13 protein-coding genes and 3 tRNA genes are annotated in these 17,301 nt (G+C 66.9%); 9 read left to right on the forward strand and 7 right to left on the reverse strand.

What is annotated here, in order from left to right; all coding sequences use genetic code 11:
* The first annotated feature begins 68 nt into the window (after positions 1 to 68).
* Genes emrR through emrB form a run of 4 tightly spaced genes read left to right on the forward strand, consistent with a single transcriptional unit; the run spans position 69 to position 4,780 of the window.
* A complete protein-coding gene (gene emrR / locus ABH900_RS09280; protein WP_005408766.1) occupies positions 69 to 512 on the forward strand; it encodes a multidrug efflux system transcriptional regulator EmrR in 444 nt (147 codons plus the stop codon).
* Positions 509 to 2,002, forward strand: a complete 1,494-nt coding sequence (emrC, locus tag ABH900_RS09285) for a multidrug efflux transporter outer membrane subunit EmrC (protein ID WP_429622604.1) — start codon at positions 509 to 511, stop codon at positions 2,000 to 2,002. The genes emrR and emrC overlap by 4 nt, the downstream gene beginning before the upstream one ends.
* Positions 2,003 to 2,013: 11 nt before the next feature.
* The gene (gene emrA, locus ABH900_RS09290; RefSeq protein ID WP_429622605.1) at positions 2,014 to 3,195 is read left to right on the forward strand and encodes a multidrug efflux MFS transporter periplasmic adaptor subunit EmrA; all 1,182 of its coding nucleotides are present in this window, start codon (positions 2,014 to 2,016) and stop codon (positions 3,193 to 3,195) included.
* 7 nt (positions 3,196 to 3,202) lie between these two features.
* Positions 3,203 to 4,780 carry a multidrug efflux MFS transporter permease subunit EmrB gene (emrB, locus tag ABH900_RS09295; RefSeq protein WP_429622606.1) on the forward strand — a complete coding sequence of 526 codons (1,578 nt, stop codon included), beginning with the start codon at positions 3,203 to 3,205 and terminating at the stop codon, positions 4,778 to 4,780.
* A gap of 265 nt (positions 4,781 to 5,045) precedes the next feature.
* Here emrB and ABH900_RS09300 read toward each other — a convergent pair.
* Positions 5,046 to 5,132 (reverse strand) — tRNA-Leu (locus ABH900_RS09300).
* Positions 5,133 to 5,182: 50 nt separating this feature from the next.
* Positions 5,183 to 6,082, reverse strand: a complete 900-nt coding sequence (locus tag ABH900_RS09305; RefSeq protein WP_429622607.1) for a LysR family transcriptional regulator — start codon at positions 6,080 to 6,082, stop codon at positions 5,183 to 5,185.
* Positions 6,083 to 6,181: 99 nt separating this feature from the next.
* Here ABH900_RS09305 and ABH900_RS09310 point away from each other — a divergent pair, with 99 nt between their 5' ends.
* Positions 6,182 to 6,928, forward strand: coding sequence for a sulfite exporter TauE/SafE family protein (locus tag ABH900_RS09310; protein WP_429622608.1), 747 nt, complete (start codon positions 6,182 to 6,184; stop codon positions 6,926 to 6,928).
* A gap of 96 nt (positions 6,929 to 7,024) precedes the next feature.
* Here ABH900_RS09310 and ABH900_RS09315 read toward each other — a convergent pair.
* Positions 7,025 to 7,111: transfer RNA gene (locus ABH900_RS09315), tRNA-Leu, on the reverse strand.
* Positions 7,112 to 7,248: 137 nt separating this feature from the next.
* Positions 7,249 to 7,333, reverse strand: a tRNA-Leu gene (locus ABH900_RS09320).
* Positions 7,334 to 7,461: 128 nt separating this feature from the next.
* Here ABH900_RS09320 and rnr point away from each other — a divergent pair.
* The 3 genes from rnr (at position 7,462) to rlmB (ending at position 11,357) form a co-directional block, all read left to right on the forward strand.
* On the forward strand, positions 7,462 to 9,918 hold the full coding sequence (gene rnr / locus ABH900_RS09325; protein ID WP_429622609.1) for a ribonuclease R: 2,457 nt from the start codon (positions 7,462 to 7,464) through the stop codon (positions 9,916 to 9,918).
* A 118-nt stretch (positions 9,919 to 10,036) separates the two neighbouring features.
* A complete protein-coding gene (locus ABH900_RS09330) occupies positions 10,037 to 10,522 on the forward strand; it encodes a GFA family protein (protein ID WP_429622610.1) in 486 nt (161 codons plus the stop codon).
* Positions 10,523 to 10,613: 91 nt separating this feature from the next.
* Positions 10,614 to 11,357, forward strand: a complete 744-nt coding sequence (rlmB, locus tag ABH900_RS09335) for a 23S rRNA (guanosine(2251)-2'-O)-methyltransferase RlmB (protein WP_197582630.1) — start codon at positions 10,614 to 10,616, stop codon at positions 11,355 to 11,357.
* Positions 11,358 to 11,728: 371 nt separating this feature from the next.
* Here the strand turns inward: rlmB and ABH900_RS09340 are convergent, their stop codons facing one another.
* Genes ABH900_RS09340 through ABH900_RS09350 form a run of 3 tightly spaced genes read right to left on the reverse strand, consistent with a single transcriptional unit; the run spans position 11,729 to position 16,364 of the window.
* Positions 11,729 to 13,168 carry an efflux transporter outer membrane subunit gene (locus ABH900_RS09340; protein WP_429622611.1) on the reverse strand — a complete coding sequence of 480 codons (1,440 nt, stop codon included), beginning with the start codon at positions 13,166 to 13,168 and terminating at the stop codon, positions 11,729 to 11,731.
* The gene (locus tag ABH900_RS09345; RefSeq protein WP_429622612.1) at positions 13,165 to 15,123 is read right to left on the reverse strand and encodes a MacB family efflux pump subunit; all 1,959 of its coding nucleotides are present in this window, start codon (positions 15,121 to 15,123) and stop codon (positions 13,165 to 13,167) included. Before ABH900_RS09345 ends, ABH900_RS09340 begins: the two co-directional genes overlap by 4 nt.
* Entirely contained in the window at positions 15,120 to 16,364 is a 1,245-nt protein-coding gene (locus ABH900_RS09350) for an efflux RND transporter periplasmic adaptor subunit (RefSeq protein ID WP_429622613.1), read from the reverse strand. The genes ABH900_RS09345 and ABH900_RS09350 overlap by 4 nt, the downstream gene beginning before the upstream one ends.
* A gap of 204 nt (positions 16,365 to 16,568) precedes the next feature.
* Here ABH900_RS09350 and ABH900_RS09355 point away from each other — a divergent pair, with 204 nt between their 5' ends.
* A complete protein-coding gene (locus tag ABH900_RS09355) occupies positions 16,569 to 17,297 on the forward strand; it encodes a response regulator (protein ID WP_005408779.1) in 729 nt (242 codons plus the stop codon).
* The last annotated feature ends 4 nt before the right edge of the window (positions 17,298 to 17,301 follow it).

Genomic DNA, 17,301 nt, shown 5'->3' on the forward strand with positions numbered 1-17,301 from the left:
CACAGCATTCGATGCCAGATCGAATATTTCCATTGAGAAATATTTTTTTTGGAAGAGAATGCTCCCCCATGATCTGTCCCGCAACCACTCCCCCCAGCTTCGGCCTGCTGCTGCGCCAGGTGCGCGACGGCCTGGTCCGGCAACTCGACGCGTCCATGGCTGAAGAAGATCTGGGTATCGGCTTCACCCACTACATCGGGCTGAAGGTGCTCTCGCACATGGCCCCCTGTACCGCCAACGAACTGGCCCAGGCCATCGACCAGGTGCCCAGCGCGGTGACCCGCCTGCTGGACAAGCTGGAGGCGCTGGGCTGTGTCCGCCGCGAGCCGCATGCCCAGGATCGCCGGGCACTGCAGATCGTGCTGACCGATGAAGGCCGCGCACTGTGGGCGCGGTTGAAGCTGCGTGGCGATGCGGTGATGGATTACGCACTACGTGATCTTTCCGCCGACGAGCGCACGCTGCTGCTGTCTCTCCTCACCCGAATCCGCGATTCCCTGACGACCCCATGAACCCGATCCCGCATCCCACTCTTCGCCGGTCCGGGCGCGCGCTGCTGGTGTCAGCGCTGGCCCTGGCTCTGGCCGCCTGCGCCAGCAGCCGTGGCCTCACCCCGCAGGGCCATGTGCTCGACGTGGACAACCTGCACAGCGAACGCACCCTGGCCGACAGCGACCTGAGCGCCACCGGCTTCCCGGCCCAGGACTGGTGGAAGGCGCTGGGCGACGCGCAGCTGGATGGGCTGGTCGCCGAAGGCCTGGCCGGCCACCCAAGCCTGGATGCCGCCGACGCGCGCCTGCGCCAGGCCCAGGCCCAGGTTGGCACCGCGCGTGCCGATGAGCTGCCCAGCCTGTCGGTGTCCGGTGGCTATACCGGTCTGCGCCTGCCCGAGTCGATGGTCGGCAGCGAGATGGGCGGCCGCTACGGCGGCAGCAGCCAGGTCGCCTTTGATTTCAGCTATGGCGTGGATCTGTGGGGCGGCAAGCGTGCTGCCTGGGAAGCGGCCGTGGACGGCGCCCACGCGGCCACGGTCGAAGCCCAGGCCGCGCGTCTGAACCTGTCCACCGGAATCACCCAGGCCTATACCGACCTGGCCTACGCCTGGCAGCTCAATGACGTGGCCGAGGAAGAGCTGACCCGTTCGCAGAAGTCGCTGGAACTGACCCGCCAGCGTCGCCGCGCCGGCATCGACAGCGACCTGCAGGTGCGCCAGGCCGAGGCCCGCGTGCCGGCCGCGCAGCAGCAGGTGCAGGCCGCACAGCAGCGCATCGACGCAGCGCGCACCGCGCTGGCCGCACTGGTCGGCAAGGGCCCGGACCGTGGCCTGTCGATCCAGCGCCCGCAGCCACTGAATCCGCTGGCCCTGCAGCTGCCGGGCGTGCTGCCCAGCGAACTGCTAGGCCGCCGCCCCGACATCGTCGCCGCGCGCTGGCGCGTGGAAGCGGCCGACAAGCAGATCAAGGTCGCAAAGACCAAGTTCTACCCCAGCTTCAACCTGACCGCGCTGGCCGGCGTGGTCGCCCCGAACGTGGGTGACCTGCTGAAGAGCAGTTCCACCTTTGCCTACATTGGCCCGGCGCTGAGCCTGCCGATCTTCGAGGGCGGCAAGCTGCGCGCCAACCTGTCCAACACCGATGCGCAGTACGACCTGGCGGTGGCCAACTACAACCAGACCGTGCTCGACGCGCTGCGCGATGTAGCCGACCAGGTCAATGCGGTGCGCTCGCTGGCCCAGCAGGCGCACTCGCAGCAGCAGGCGGTGGACACCTCGCGCGCAGCGTTCGACCTGGCCCAGCAGCGCTACCGCGCCGGCATCGGCAGCTACCTGGACGTGCTGACCGCGCAGTCCACGCTGCTGCAGTCGCAGCAGCAGCTGGTCGGCCTGCAGTCGCAGCAGGTGCAGACCTCGGTGCGCCTGAGCAAGGCGTTGGGCGGTGGTTTCCAGCCCACCGACGCTGACCGCGCACCGATCGCCTCCCCTTCCGATTCCTCGCATTCCTGAAGACGCCCGCCATGAGCCAGACCCAAGACACCGCGGCCCCGGCCGCCTCCAACCGCCGCGGCTTCCTGCTGCGCGGCCTGTTCGTCATCGTCGTGCTGCTGCTTGCCGCACTGGCGTTGTGGTACTTCATGTTCGGCCGCTGGTTCGAAGAGACCGACGATGCCTACGTGCAGGGCAACCAGGTGCAGATCACCCCGCTGGTGGCCGGTACCGTGGTCGCCATCAATGCCGATGACGGCATGCGCGTCGAGCGCGGCCAGCTGCTGGTGCAGCTGGACCCGTCCGATACCTCGGTGGCATTGCAGCAGGCCGAAGCCAACCTGGCCAAGACGGTGCGCCAGACCCGCGGTCTGTACCGCAGCGTGGAAGGCGCGCAGGCTGACTTGAACGCCCGCCAGGTGACCCTGAAGCGCGTGCGTGACGACTTCGCCCGCCGCAAGGACCTGGCCGCCACCGGTGCCATTTCCAACGAAGAACTGGCTCACGCCCGTGATGAGCTGGCGGCAGCCGAAGCGGCCGTGGCCGGTTCGCGCGAGACCGTCGAGCGCAACCGCGCGCTGGTCGACGACACCGTGATCGCCACCCAGCCGGATGTGCAGGCCGCCGCCGCGCAGCTGCGCCAGGCGTTCCTCAACAACGCCCGCGCCGGCATCGTCGCGCCGGTCACCGGTTATGTCGCCCGTCGTTCGGTGCAGGTTGGCCAGCGCGTGCAGCCGGGCAATGCACTGATGGCCGTGGTGCCGACCGAGCAGATGTGGGTCGAGGCCAACTTCAAGGAAACCCAGCTGCGCCACATGCGCCTGGGCCAGGAAGTGGAGCTGAAGTCGGACCTGTACGCCGGTGACGTGAAGTACAAGGGACGCATCCAGAGCCTGGGCCTGGGCACCGGTTCGGCGTTCTCGCTGCTGCCGGCGCAGAACGCCAGCGGCAACTGGATCAAGATCGTGCAGCGCGTGCCGGTGCGCATCGCCATCGATGCCAAGCAGCTGGCCGAGCATCCGCTGCGCATCGGCCTGTCGATGAAGGCCGAAGTGAGTCTGCGTGACCAGAAGGGTGAAGTGCTGCCGAGCGCTGCCGCCAAGGGCACGGTGTTCGACACCGATGTATATGCCAAGCAGCTGCATGATGCCGATGAGGTGATCCACACGATCATCCAGGGCAACCTGCCGCAGCAGCAGGCGAAGGCGGGCTGAGGTCGCCATGTCCGCACAAGCTCCAGCCGCGCCCGGCGCTCCGGCGGCGCCGGGTGCGGCCTCCGGGTTCCTGCCGCCGAGCGTGGCCCTGTGCACCGTGGGCCTGGCGATGGCCTCGTTCATGCAGGTGCTCGACACCACCATTGCCAACGTTTCGCTGCCGACCATCGCCGGTAACCTCGGTGCCAGTTCGCAGCAGGCGACCTGGGTCATCACCTCGTTCGCGGTCAGCACGGCCATCGCGCTGCCGCTGACCGGCTGGCTCAGCCGCCGTTTCGGCGAACGCAAATTGTTCGTCTGGGCCACGCTGGCTTTCGTCATCACCTCGCTGCTGTGCGGCCTGGCGCAGAGCATGGGCATGCTGGTGCTGTCGCGCGCGCTGCAGGGCTTCGTGGCCGGCCCGATGTACCCGATCACGCAGTCGCTGCTGGTCTCGATCTATCCACGCGAGAAGCGGGGGCAGGCGCTGGCGCTGCTGGCGATGATCACCGTGGTGGCGCCGATCTGTGGCCCGATCCTCGGTGGCTGGATCACCGACAACTACAGCTGGGAATGGATCTTCCTGATCAACGTGCCACTGGGCATCTTCGCCGCGCTGGTGGTGGGCAACCAGCTGAAGGGTCGCCCGGAGCAGATCGAGAAGCCGAAGATGGACTACGTCGGCCTGGTCACCCTGGTGATCGGTGTGGGTGCACTGCAGCTGGTGCTCGACCTGGGCAACGATGAGGACTGGTTCTCGTCGATGAAGATCGTGGTGCTGGCCTGCGTTGCGGTGGTAGCCCTGACCGTGTTCCTGATCTGGGAACTGACCGACAAGGATCCGATCGTCGACCTGAAGCTGTTCCGGCACCGCAACTTCCGCGCCGGTACGCTGGCGATGGTGGTGGCCTATGCGGCGTTCTTCAGCGTGGCCCTGCTGATTCCGCAGTGGCTGCAGCGCGACATGGGCTATACCGCGATCTGGGCGGGCCTGGCGACGGCACCAATCGGCATCCTGCCGGTAATCATGACACCGTTCGTGGGCAAGTACGCCTCGCGTTTCGACATGCGCATGCTGGCCACGATCGCGTTCGTGGTGCTGTCGATGACCAGCTTCCTGCGTTCGGGCTTCAACCTGCAGGTGGACTTCCAGCACGTTGCCGGCGTGCAGCTGATCATGGGTATTGGTGTGGCGTTGTTCTTCATGCCGGTGCTGCAGATCCTGCTGTCGGACCTGGATGGTCGCGAGATTGCGGCCGGTTCCGGCCTGGCGACGTTCCTGCGTACGCTGGGCGGCAGTTTCGCTGCATCGTTGACGACGTGGCTGTGGGCACGCCGTACCCAGGTGCATCATGCGGACCTGACCGAACATATCTCGGCCTATCAGCCGGGCATGCAGGACCAGGTGGCCGCGATGGGGCAGGGCGACCTGCAACATGGCGCGGCGGTGCTGAACAACATGATCAACCACCAGGCGTCGCAGATGGGCTTCAACGACATCTTCTTCCTGCTGGGCTGGATCTTCCTGGCGATCATCGCGTTCCTGTGGCTGGCCAAGCCGCCGTTCGGTGCGGGCGCCGGTGCCGCGGCGGGTGGCGGGCACTGATCGATCTGCTTCGTGGTAGCCCCGGGCCGCGCCCGGCGGCTTTCCCGCCAGATGCAGCCACGCGTGGCGTGGATCTACTGGATGCAGATGCAGAAACCCCGCCGGAAGGCGGGGTTTTTGTTTGTGCGTGCATTCCGCCGGGCATGGCCCGGCGCTACCGGGATGCATCCACGCCATGCGTGGATGGGCATCGCAATCGCGTGATCCGGGCAAACGCCGGACATGAAAAAACCCGCTTTCGCGGGTTTGATCATTTGCTGAGTCATGGTGCCCAGGAGAGGACTCGAACCTCCACGAAGTTGCCCCCGCTAGCACCTGAAGCTAGTGCGTCTACCAATTCCGCCACCTGGGCGACTCAGGAGACGAATTATGGGGAACGACAGAGGATGTGTCAACAACATTTCACACTTTTTTCTGCGGCTGCACGCCCAGGTGATGCAGCAGGCTGCGCATCGCCGGTGACAGCTGCGTCCACTCGGCGAAACACGCGCACAGGCGACGTTGTGCCCACGCATCGGAGAGCGGTATGCCAACCGTGTGCGTGCTGCGCCGATGCTGGCGCGCGATGGTCCGCGGCACGATGCCGACGCCGATGCCGTGGCCGACCATGATGCACACGCCTTCGAAGGTCTTCATGCGGATGCGCACGTCGAGGCGGTGGCCGATCGCGCGGGCCTGGTCTTCGATGTAGGTCTGCAGTGCATTGCCATCTGCGAGGGCGACGAAGGTTTCGCCTGCAACGTCGGCGAATGCCACGCTGCGCCTCGATGCGAAGCGGTGATCGGCCGGCAGCAGCATCACCAGCGGATCTTCGGCCACCACGTGCTGCTGCAGGCCGGCGGCGTCGACCGCATCGCTGATGATGCCGGCCTCAGCCTGGCCAGCGCTGATCGCGCGTACGACTTCGGGGCTGGTGCGCTCGAGCAGTTCGACATGCAGGCGCGGGCGTTCGGCCAGCCACGGTGCGAGTCGCGAGGGCAGGTAGTTGGTCAGCGCTGCGGTGTTGGCATACAGGTGCAACGTGCCGCGCGCGCCGTGTGAGAAGGCGTGCAGTTCGCCACGCAGCTGTGCCTGCTGCTGCAGGATCAGGCGCGCATGGTGGGCGAGGGCAGCACCGGCTTCGGTCAGGCTGATGCCACGTGGATGCCGGTTCAGCAACGCCGTACCGGCGTCGGCTTCGATCATGCGCAGGCGCTCGCTGGCCGAAGCCAGTGCCAGGTTGGCCTGCTGCGCGCCGGCGGTGATGCTTCCCGCGTCGGCGATCGCCAGGAACAGGCGCAGGTCGGCAATATCCATCCGCATGTGATGCCCTCATCGCAGATCCGGAGCCTTCGGGTCAGCCGAAGGCGGGGCCGGGAAGACCGCATTGTGCGCCCGCGCTGCGCCCGCTCCAATGGCGGCATGAACGAGACGATGTATTTCTATGGATTGCTGGTGGTGGTGTTCGTGCTGGCCGGGGTGGTCAAAGGCGTGACCGGCATGGGCCTGCCGACGGTGGCGATGGGTCTTCTCGGTGGCGCACTGTCGCCGGTGGCGGCGGCATCGATGCTGTTCATTCCCACGTTCGTCACCAACGCGTGGCAGCTGCTGTCCGGTCCATCACTTGGCCACATCCTGCGTCGGCTGTGGCCGATGATGCTGGCGGTGGTGGTGGTGACCGTGGGTGCGGCGGCGTTGCTGGTACGGGTCGATCGCGATGTTTCGCGCGTGGCGTTGGGCGTGGCGCTGGTGATTTACGCGTTGTATGCGCTGGTTGCGCCAGTGTTCCGCGTGCCGCCGCGGCGCGAGCGCTGGCTGGGGCCGCTGGTGGGCGCGTTGTCCGGCCTAGTGACCGGGGCGACCGGTGTGTTCGTGATGCCTGCGGTGCCGTACCTGCAATCGCTGGGATTGCAGCGCGAAGAGCTGGTGCAGGCACTGGGATTGGCGTTCACCGTATCGACGATCTCGCTGACGACCGGGCTGATGCTCAATGGGGCCTTCGGTGTGCAGCAGCTGGGGCTGAGTGCATTGGCCGTGGTGCCAGCGCTGCTGGGCATGTGGCTGGGGCAGGTGATCCGCCAGCGCATCAGCGCGCGGGTGTTCCGTGCGTGCTTCCTCGGCTTCCTGCTGTTGCTGGGCCTGGAGCTGGTGCTGCGACCGCTGTTCTGACCCCCGAATGCGTAGCGTCGAGCTTGCTCGACTCTACGCAGCCCGAATCGCAGGCAAGAAAAAACCCGCCTGCGCGGGTTGTTTTCTTTCTCGACATGGTGCCCAGGAGAGGACTCGAACCTCCACGAAGTTGCCCCCGCTAGCACCTGAAGCTAGTGCGTCTACCAATTCCGCCACCTGGGCGTCGAGGAGCGAGATTATGGGGTGCTGTTACGGGAGTGTCAACACCTTTTGCAGATCCGGGGTGATCGGACCCTACGGCCCCCCTGGGCCGGATCGCGGGCAAAAAAAATCCCCGCCGAAGCGAGGAGTTTTTTCGTTGGTGCCCAGGAGAGGACTCGAACCTCCACGGTTTTACCCGCTAGTACCTGAAACTAGTGCGTCTACCAATTCCGCCACCTGGGCGTTCCAGAGGCGCAATTGTGAAGATGAATTCGCAGGGTGTCAACGACATCCTGAATATTTTTCATGCAATGCCTTCGCGGCCGCCGCTGACCCGTTCTGCACGCCATCAACAGCTACCATGTAAGGCGATGACTACCAAAAAACCAAGCAAGGGCGGGAGTACCTCCCGCAGCCAGGCCCCGAAGAAGGGCGCCAAGCCGGGCGCAGCCCGCACCACCCAGCCGGGCAAGCCGTTGCCGGGCTGGTTCCCCGAATTGAATGAAGGCGGCGGCCCACGCGGCCGCAAGAACCGCAGTGCGGATGCACCGGGTCCGGCGCCAGGCCGCAAGCTGCCGCCGACCGGCAAGGTGATCGACGATCCCTATGCCAGCCGCGAAGCCGAGAAGTACGAACAGCCCATCGCCAGCCGCGAGGCCATCCTGGCCCTGCTGGAACGCTGCGAGGGGCCGCAGACCGCCGAGGAACTGGGCGTACGCCTGGGCCTGACTGCACCGGACCGGGCCGAGGCGCTGTCGCGCCGGCTTGGCGCGATGGTCCGCGACGGCCAGCTGGTACAGAACCGCCGCGGCGGCTTCGCGCCGATCCAGACGCTGAACCTGGTGACCGGCGTGGTGATCGCCAACCCGGAAGGGTTCGGTTTCCTGCGCCCGGTCGAGGGTGGTGATGACCTGTTCCTGCCTCCTTATGAAATGCGCAAGGTGATGCATGGCGACAAGGTGCTCGCCCGCGTCACCGGTATCGACCATCGCGGCCGTCGCGAGGGCAGCATCGCCCGCGTGCTGGAACGCGGCATGACCCGCCTGATCGGTCGCTTCAGCATCGAGATGGGCATCAACTACGTGGTGCCCGATGACAAGCGCATACAGCGCAACGTGCAGGTGCCGCCGGACCAGACCGGTGGCGCACGCGATGGCCAGCTGGTGGTCTGCGAACTCACCCAGGCACCGGACAGCCGCCGTCCGCCGATCGGCCGCATCATCGCGGTGCTGGGCGACAAGCTGACGGCGTCGCTGGTGGTTGAGACCGCCATCCACGGCCACGAACTGCCGTTCGAATTCCCGCAGGAGGTGCTGGACGAAGCCGCCTCGGTGCCGCTGGTGGTCGAGCCGGCGATGATCGGTGATCGCGTCGACCTGCGCAGTACGCCGCTGGTGACCATCGACGGCGAGGACGCCAAGGACTTCGACGACGCGGTCTACTGCGAGCCGAACGCCGATGGCTTCCGCCTGGTGGTGGCCATCGCGGACGTCTCCAACTACGTGCGTCCCGGCACGCCGCTGGACGAGGAGGCGCAGAAACGCGCGACCTCGGTGTACTTCCCCGGTTTCGTGGTGCCGATGCTGCCGGAGACGCTGTCCAACGGTATCTGCTCGTTGATGCCCAAGGTCGATCGCATGTGTTTTGTCTGCGACATGCAGATCGACCGCGACGGCCAGGTCACCCACTCGCGCTTCTACGAAGCGGTGATGAACTCGCACGCGCGCCTGACCTACACCCAGGTCTGGCAGGCGGTTGGCGAGGACGATGCCGGCGCCAAGGCCTTCATCGGCGACCTGTTGCCGCAGGTGCAGCGCCTGCACCAGTTGTACAAGGTGCTGGCCAAGGCACGTGCCAAGCGCGGTGCGATCGAGTTTGAAAGCAGCGAAGTCCGCTTCGTGCTCGACAACCGCGGTGAAGTCACCCAGGCCGGCATGCTGGTGCGCAATGACGCGCACAAGCTGATCGAGGAATGCATGATTGCCGCCAACGTGGAGGCGGCGAAGTACCTGCTGTCGCGTCATGTCCCGGCACCCTACCGCGTGCATGAGAAGCCGCCGGAGACCAAGTACGCCGACCTGCTGGAATTCCTCAAGGAGTTCAAGCTGAGCCTGCCGCCATGGTCGAAGGTGCGTCCGGGCGACTACACCAAGCTGCTGAAGAAGATCCGCGACCGCCCTGATGCCACGTTGCTGGAATCGGTGCTGCTGCGCAGCCAGAGCCTGGCGGTGTACAGCCCGGACAACAACGGCCACTTCGGCCTGGCGCTGGAGGCGTACGCGCACTTCACCTCGCCGATCCGTCGTTATCCGGATCTGCTGGTGCACCGCGCGATCAAGCACGCACTGTCGGGCAAGCCGCTGGACAAGTTCACCTACAACGCCCGCGAGATGGCTGCGCTGGCGCTGCAGTGCTCCGAGCGTGAGCGCCGTGCCGATGAGGCCGAGCGCGAAGTGGACGAGCGCTACCGGGCGGCCTGGATGGAAAAGCACGTGGGTGGCCAGTTCGATGGCGTGATCAGTGGCGTGACCAGCTTCGGCCTGTTCGTGGAACTGGATGAGTCGAAGGTGCAGGGCCTGGTGCATGTCACCCAGTTGCCGCAGGACTATTACAAGTTCGACGCGACCCGCAAGACGCTGACCGGCGAGCGCCGTGGCAGCAGCTACCGGTTGGGCGACCGTGTGCGCATCCTGGTGCTGAAGGCCAGCATGGAAGAACGCAAGATCGACTTCCGCCTGGTCGAGCACAAGGGCGAGGAAGAGGGCGATGGCCTGGCACCGCTGCCCGAGCGAGGCAAGCCGGCCAAGCGCACCAAGAAGGCGTATTGACCTGTAGAGCCGAGCCATGCTCGGCTGAGCATCCACGGTGTGCCGACCAACGGTCGGCACCCACCTCACCCGGCAGGTGCCAACCGTTGGTTGGCACGACGTTTCGGAGGAACCCACCATGCAGGGCCAACCCGAATACCGCGGCGGTTGCCAGTGCGGCGCGATCCGCTTCCAGGTGCGCGGCGAGCTGGCCGACAGCTCGATCTGCCATTGCCGGATGTGCCAGAAGGCCTTCGGCGCGTATTACGCGCCGCTGGTGTCGGTGCGTGGCGTCCAGTTCAGCTGGACCCGCGGCCAACCGCGTTACTTCCAGTCCTCCAACGTCGTGCGGCGCGGCTTCTGCGCCGACTGCGGCACGCCGTTGACCTACGAGGCACCGGACGGCGTGGCGGTGGCCGCCGGCGCATTTGACGAGCCCGAGCGCCTGCCGCCGACGATCCAGTACGGGGTGGAGCGCAAACTGCCGTTCGTCGACAGCCTGGGCAGCCTGCCGGCCCGGCGCACCGAGGACGACGTCGGCGCGCTGGCATTCCTGGCCGCGATCGTGTCCCACCAGCACCCCGACCACGACACCCCGCACTGGCCGCCGCGTACGCGCGTGTAGCGCCGGGCCACGCCCGGCGGCCGTTGAGCCGCCGCAGCGCCCGGCCCGCCGATGCTCTACCATAGCCACCCCCTTTCCGGTCCCCGCCCGCATGAGCAAGAACAGCCAGTGGATCGTCGGCGTCAACGCCGTCGCCTCCTCCATCGAGAACGACGCCGAGAACGTCCGCGAAGTGCTGGTCGAGGCCGGTGCGAAGAACCCGCGCCTGACCGAGATCGAGGAAAATGCCCGTCGCAAGGGCATCGATGTGCGCAAGGTCAACAGCCAGGCGCTGGACGGTGTCGGCGGTTCGGTGCGCCATCAGGGCGTGGCCGCGCGCTACGCCGCGGCCCGTACCTACAGCGAGAACGAGCTGGAAGGCCTGGTGACCGCTGCCGAAGGCAAGGCGCTGCTGCTGGTGCTGGACGAGGTGCAGGACCCGCACAACCTGGGCGCCTGCCTGCGTTCGGCCGCTGCGGCCGGTGCCACCGCGGTGATCATCCCCAAGGACAAGTCGGCCACGGTGAATGCCACGGTGCGCAAGACCTCGGCCGGTGCCGCCGACCGTATCCCGGTGGTGGCGGTGACCAACCTGTCGCGCTGCCTGAAGGACCTGCAGAAGCAGGGCGTGTGGATCTACGGCCTGGCCGGTGAAGCGACCGCCTCGCTGTACGCGCTGGACCTGAAGGGCAATGTCGCGCTGGTGCTGGGTGGCGAAGCCGACGGCCTGCGCCGTCTGACCCGCGAGAACTGCGATGGCCTGGTCAAGATCCCTATGCCGGGCGAGATCGAGAGCCTGAACGTCTCGGTCGCCGCTGGCGTGAGCCTGTTCGAGGCCGTGCGCCAGCGCGGCTGATCCGCCGACGCGATGTGATCGGGGTCAGATCCCTTTTCCAATGGGAAAAGGGATCTGACCACTTTTTTTTGACCACGTTCTCCCGATCAAAAAAGCAGCCGAGGATAGGCTCGGCTCTACGGAAGGATTGTGTCGACCAAGGTCGACACCTACCAAAGCGGCGCATGACGGCATTCCGACAGCTCGCAGGAAGCGGTCGAGGGCGGGGTGGGTCCGGTGGCAGGGGTGTGAGCCGCATGGATGCGGCGACCAAGCCCCCAAGGATGGGTTCACGGCGTCCCCTGCCACCGGACCCCCCGCCATTCAACGGAATGCCCCGTTGTTGACGTTGACGTTGTTTCAGCGGGTGCGGGGCGCAGCCCCGCATCGCCTCACCCTGCGCTGCCGCCCAACGCCTTGAACAGGGTCACGTCGTTGTTCAACTGGCCCTGGCGCACCCGCGCCAGCGACAGCTCGGCGTCACGCCGGGTCTGTTGTGCTTCCAGCCACGTACGCAGGTCGGTGGCACCTACGCGGTAGCGCACTTCCTGTGCGCGTTCCACTTCCACCGCTTCGTCGTACGAGGCCTGCGAGGCCGCCACCTGGCGTACCAGCTGTTCACGTGCGGACAGCGCGTTGTCCACTTCCGAGAGCGCGGTATACAGCGTCCTGCGGAAGGTGGTGGCGGCGATCTGGTAGCTGGTGCCGGCGATATCGGTATCCAGCTGCGCGCGCTGCAGGTTGAGGAACGGCAGCGAAAGACCTGCCCCCAGCGTGGCGACCGGGTTGCGCAGCACATCGCCCAGCGAGGTCGCGCTGGAACCGAGGTTGCCGGTCAGGCTCAGTGCCGGGTAGTACTGGGTGGCGGTGACCTTGATGGTCTTCAGGCTGTTGCGCAGGCGCAGTTCGGCGGCGCGCAGGTCGGGGCGACGGCCGAGCAGGTCGGTTGGCAGGCCCTCGGCGATACCCGGGCTGCGTGCCGCCAGCAGATCCTGCGGCTCGTCCTGCTGCGGCCAGGGCGTGCCGTCCAGCAGCACGGTCAGTGCGTTGCGCACTTCCACCCGCTGCTGTTCCAGCGCACTCTGCGAGGCCCGTTGCGACTGCAGGTTCTGCAGCGCCTGGCGCACTTCCAGGCGCGAGACCGCACCGGCATCGAAGCGCGCCTGCACCAGTTCGCGGGTGCGCTCCAGCCGTTCCAGGTTGGCCTGGCCGGTGCTGATCGACTGATTGAGGTAGGCCAGATTCCAGTACTGGGTGATGGCATCACCGATCACCAGCAGTGCCGTGTTCTGCCGGTCCTCTTCGCTGGCCTCGGCTTCCCAGCGGGCGATGTCGCGCTGGGTGCGCAGCCGGCCCCACAGGTCGACCTCCCAGCCCAGCGAAACGCCGGTGGAATAGCTGCGGCGCCAGTCGTCGGCCTGGTCGGTGGCGCGGCTGGCGCTGCCGCTCACGCCCGAAGACGAGGGTTGTGGCAACAACGCGTTGCTGGCCAGGCCGGCCTGCAGGCGTGAGCGCTGCACGGCCAGGCCGGCGGCAGCGAGATCGCTGTTGGCGGCCAGCGCCTGCGCTACCAGGCGGTCCAGGCGTTCATCGCCGAAGCCGGTCCACCAGGTGTCCTGGCGGATATCGCGGCCCGGGGTATCCAGGCTGCTGCGCGGGTCGTCGGCCGGCGCATTGAGGCGGGCATCGCCACGCCCGTAGGTAGCGGCGACGCCGGGGTCTTCCACCGGATAGCGGCCAACCGACGCACAGCCGGACAGGGTGAGCAGTACGGCGCCGGCCAGCAGCAGGCGCGAGGGAGCAGGCAAGGGCAGTCGGGTCATCATCTTCATTCGCGGGCCAGGGCCTCGACCGGGTCGAGCTGCGCGGCATTGCGCGCGGGCAGGAAGCCGAACGCCACCCCGATCAGGGTCGAGCAGGCGAACGCGGCCACGATCGAGGCGGTGGAGAACAGCACCTGGAAGTCGCTGGCGAAGCGGCCGATCATCGAGCCCAGCAGCAGGGCCAGGCCGATGCCGAGCAGGCCGCCGAGCAGGCACACCAGTACCGCTTCGATCAGGAACTGCTGGCGGATATCGCTCTGCCGCGCGCCGACGGCCATGCGAACGCCGATCTCGCGGGTACGCTCGGTCACCGACACCAGCATGATGTTCATCACGCCGATGCCACCGACCAGCAGCGCGATGGCGGCGATGGCGCCGATCAGCAGGGTCATCGTGCGCGTGGTCTGCTCGATGGTCTGGCGGATCTCGGCGCTGTTGCTGAGGAAGAAGTCCTCGGTGCCGTGTCGCATGGTCAGCAGGCGGGTGATCGCTTCCTGTGCGGCATCCATCGGGGTGTCATCGTCCACGCGCACGGTGATGCTGGACACGTGGCTCTGGCCGAGCATGCGCGACATCACGGTGGTGTAGGGCACGAACACGCTCAGGCTGGTGCTGCCGCCGAAACCGAAACTCTGCTTCTTGGCCACCCCGACCACACGCACCGGCACGTTGCCAAGCAGGATGACCTGACCGATCGGGTCGCTGTCGGGGAAGAACTGGGTGCGGGTGTTCTCATCGATCACGGCCACCTGGCCCAGTCCCTTCACCGCATCGGTGTCGAAGAAGCTGCCACTGAGCAGGCTTACGCCCTTGACCCGGAAATACTGCTCGCCAACGCCGCTGATCTGCGCGGTGGCCGACTGGTTGCGGTAGCGCGCGGTGACCGAACTGGACACGCTGGGCGTGGCACTGTCCACGTAACTCTGCTGCGACAGTGCGTCGGCATCGCTGGCCTTGAGTGTCTGCACGCGTGCCGAACGCATGTCGCCGAAACCGCGGCCGGGGTAGACGTCGATCGTGTTGGTGCCCAGCGCGCTGATGTTCTGCAGGATCTGCTGCTGCGAACCATTGCCCAGCGCTACTACCGACACCACCGAGGCGATGCCGATGATGATGCCGAGCATGGTCAGGAAGGTGCGCAGCCGATGTGCGTTCATCGCGAGCAGGGCCATGCGGAACGCCTCGGTGAACCGGTCGCGGGCTGCCCGCCAGCTGTTGCCGCGGGCTACACCGGTGCTGGCCTCGCGCTGAGCGCGGTAGGTTGGCGCGTTCGGGTTGGCACGGTCGGCGATGATCTCGCCGTCGCGGATCTCGATGATCCGCTGTGCGTGCTCGGCCACGCTCATGTCGTGGGTGACGATGATGATGGTGTGGCCTTCGGCATGCAGCTCGCCGAGGATGGCCATCACTTCCTCGCCGGATTTCGTGTCGAGCGCGCCGGTTGGTTCGTCGGCCAGGATCACCTCGCCGCCGTTCATCAGCGCACGCGCGATCGACACGCGCTGCTGCTGGCCACCGGAGAGCTGACCCGGCGTGTGGTGCATGCGGTCGCCCAGGCCCAGCCGCTGCAGCAGCTGCTCGGCGCGGGCGTTGCGCACCGGGCCGGGGCTGCCGGCGTACACCGCCGGTACCTCCACATTGCCACGTGCATCCAGATCGCCCAGCAGGTGGTAGCGCTGGAAGATGAAACCGAAATGCTCACGGCGCAGTTCGGCCAGCTCGTCCGGCTCCATCTTTCCGGTTTCCCGGCCGGCGACCTGGTAGCTGCCGCGGGTGGGGCGGTCGAGGCAGCCAAGGATGTTCATCAGCGTCGATTTACCCGAGCCGGACTGGCCGACGATGGCCACGATCTCGCCGGCATGGATGTCGAGATTGACGTCGCGCAGCACGGCGATGACCTCTTCGCCGGCCGGGAACTCGCGTCGCAGGTCGCGCAGGCGCAGCAGCGGCGCCGTCGTGCTCATCGGCGCGGGCCCATGCCCGGCGCGCCGACCCGCATCTGCATGCCGCCCCGGTTGCCACCGCCGGCGCTGGCCGCCGCCGCGCTGGCTTCGCCGACCACCACGCGCTCGCCTTCCTGCAGGCCGGACAGGATCTCGGCCGTGGCGCCGTTGTTGATGCCTACCTTCACCTTGCGTGGCTGCGGTTGGCCCTTGTCGTCCAGCACCCGCACCATGCGCTCATCGCCACGTCGCTTCGGCCCCAGCGCCACCGCCGGCACCATCAGCACGCCCTTGGCCTGCTTGAGCAGTACCGAGACCTGCGCGGTCATGTCGATGCGCAGCGTGCCATCGGGATTTTCGACGTCGAACAGCGCGTTGTAGTAGACCGCGCTGCTGGAGCTGGAACTGGACGAGCTGCTGGAACTGGACGAACTCTCGCTGGCGATCGAGGCCGGCGCCGGATTGATCTGGCGCAGCGTGGCGTGGTACTTGCGGTCCGGATCGCCCAGGGTGGTGAAGTACACCGGCATGCCGGCTTTGATCTTGACCACGTCGGCCTCGGAGATCTCGGCGTTGACGGTGACCACGTCCAGCCGCGCCAGCATGACGATGGTCGGCGCGGTCTGGTTGGCGTTGACGGTGCGGCCTTCCTCCGCCACCACCGCCACCACGGTGCCGGCCATCGGCGCGGTGATGCGGGTGTAGGCCAGGTTGGCGCGGGCCGTGCCCAGCTCGGTCTGGCGGCCCTTGATCTGCGCCTCGTAGGACTGCAGCTGGGCACGTGCGGTCTTCAGCTGCGCCTCGGCGGCATCGTATTCCTGGCGCGAAGTGGCCTCGGCGGCCAGCATCTGCTGCTGGCGTGCGAATTCCAGTTCGGCCTGGCGCAGGCTGGCCTGCTGCACGGCGCGCTGCGCGGTGACCTGGTCCAGCGAGGCCTGGGCGTTGAGGACCTGGTTCTGCTGGGTGGTGGCGTCGATCTCGGCGATCAGATCGCCTTCCTTCACCGTATCGCCCAGCTGCACCTTCAGCGACTTGATCTGTCCCGATGCCTGCGCACCGACGCTGACCAGCTTGTAGGCATCGATCACGCCGGTGGCTTCCACCGTCTGTTCGATGTCGCCGCGGCTGACCGGGGAGGTCGCCACGGCCGGGGTGGCGGGCTTGCGCAGCAACCACCAGGCGGTCACGGCAACGATCAGGGCAAGCAGGGCGATCAGTATCAGGCGACCCCGGCGGGTCGCGGGCAGCAGGCGGAACGTCACGTCGTGGCTTCACTCTCGGGGCCGCACTGGCGGCGTTGCTGGGCATTGTGAAGACCGGGCGACGGATGGCTCAATCCTCGAGGTATGTCTGTATGTAACACTGGCGGTGAATACGCGTAACCACAGGTATCCCGCCCTCGGGCAGATACACTGTTACGCATTGCCCCGGATGCGGTTCAGCTGCCGACACGGGATGATCGCGCCATGGAGACTGAAAACACGATGCATCGACTGCTGATCGTCGACGACGACAACGACATCCGCACCCTGCTGGCCGAACAGCTCGGCCGCGCCGGCTACCAGGTGAGCACCGCCGCCGATGGCACCGCCATGCGCCAGCTGCTGGACCGCGAGCATGTGGACCTGATCGTGCTCGACCTCAACCTGCCGCGCGAGGATGGCCTGACCCTGTGCCGCGACCTGCGTGCGCGTTCGAATACGCCGGTGATCATGCTGACCGCGCGCGCCGAGCCGATCGACCGGGTGCTGGGCCTGGAGATGGGCGCCGACGACTACCTGGCCAAGCCGTTCGAGCCGCGCGAGCTGTTGGCGCGCATCCGCAACGTGCTGCGCCGGACCGAGGCGCTGCCGGCCAACCTGGAGCCGCTGGCGGTGCGCCGTGCGCGCTTCTCGCGCTGGGTGTTCGATCTGGAACATCGCCACCTGGTGGATCCGGATGATCGCGTGGTGGTGCTGTCCGGCGCCGAGTTCCGCCTGCTGCGGGTGTTCATCGCCCATGCCAACAAGGTGCTGTCGCGCGAGCAGCTGGTCGCGCTCAGCAGCGGCCGCAACTACGAGGCGCAGGATCGTGCGATCGACCTGCAGGTCAGCCGCCTGCGCAACAAGCTGGGCGACGACGGTGGCCCGGACGGATTGATCAAGACCGTGCGCAACGAAGGCTACGTGCTGGCTTCGTCGGTCAACCTGGAATAAGCCG

The organism is Stenotrophomonas sp. AN71, from assembly GCF_050435725.1.
Lineage (GTDB): Bacteria > Pseudomonadota > Gammaproteobacteria > Xanthomonadales > Xanthomonadaceae > Stenotrophomonas.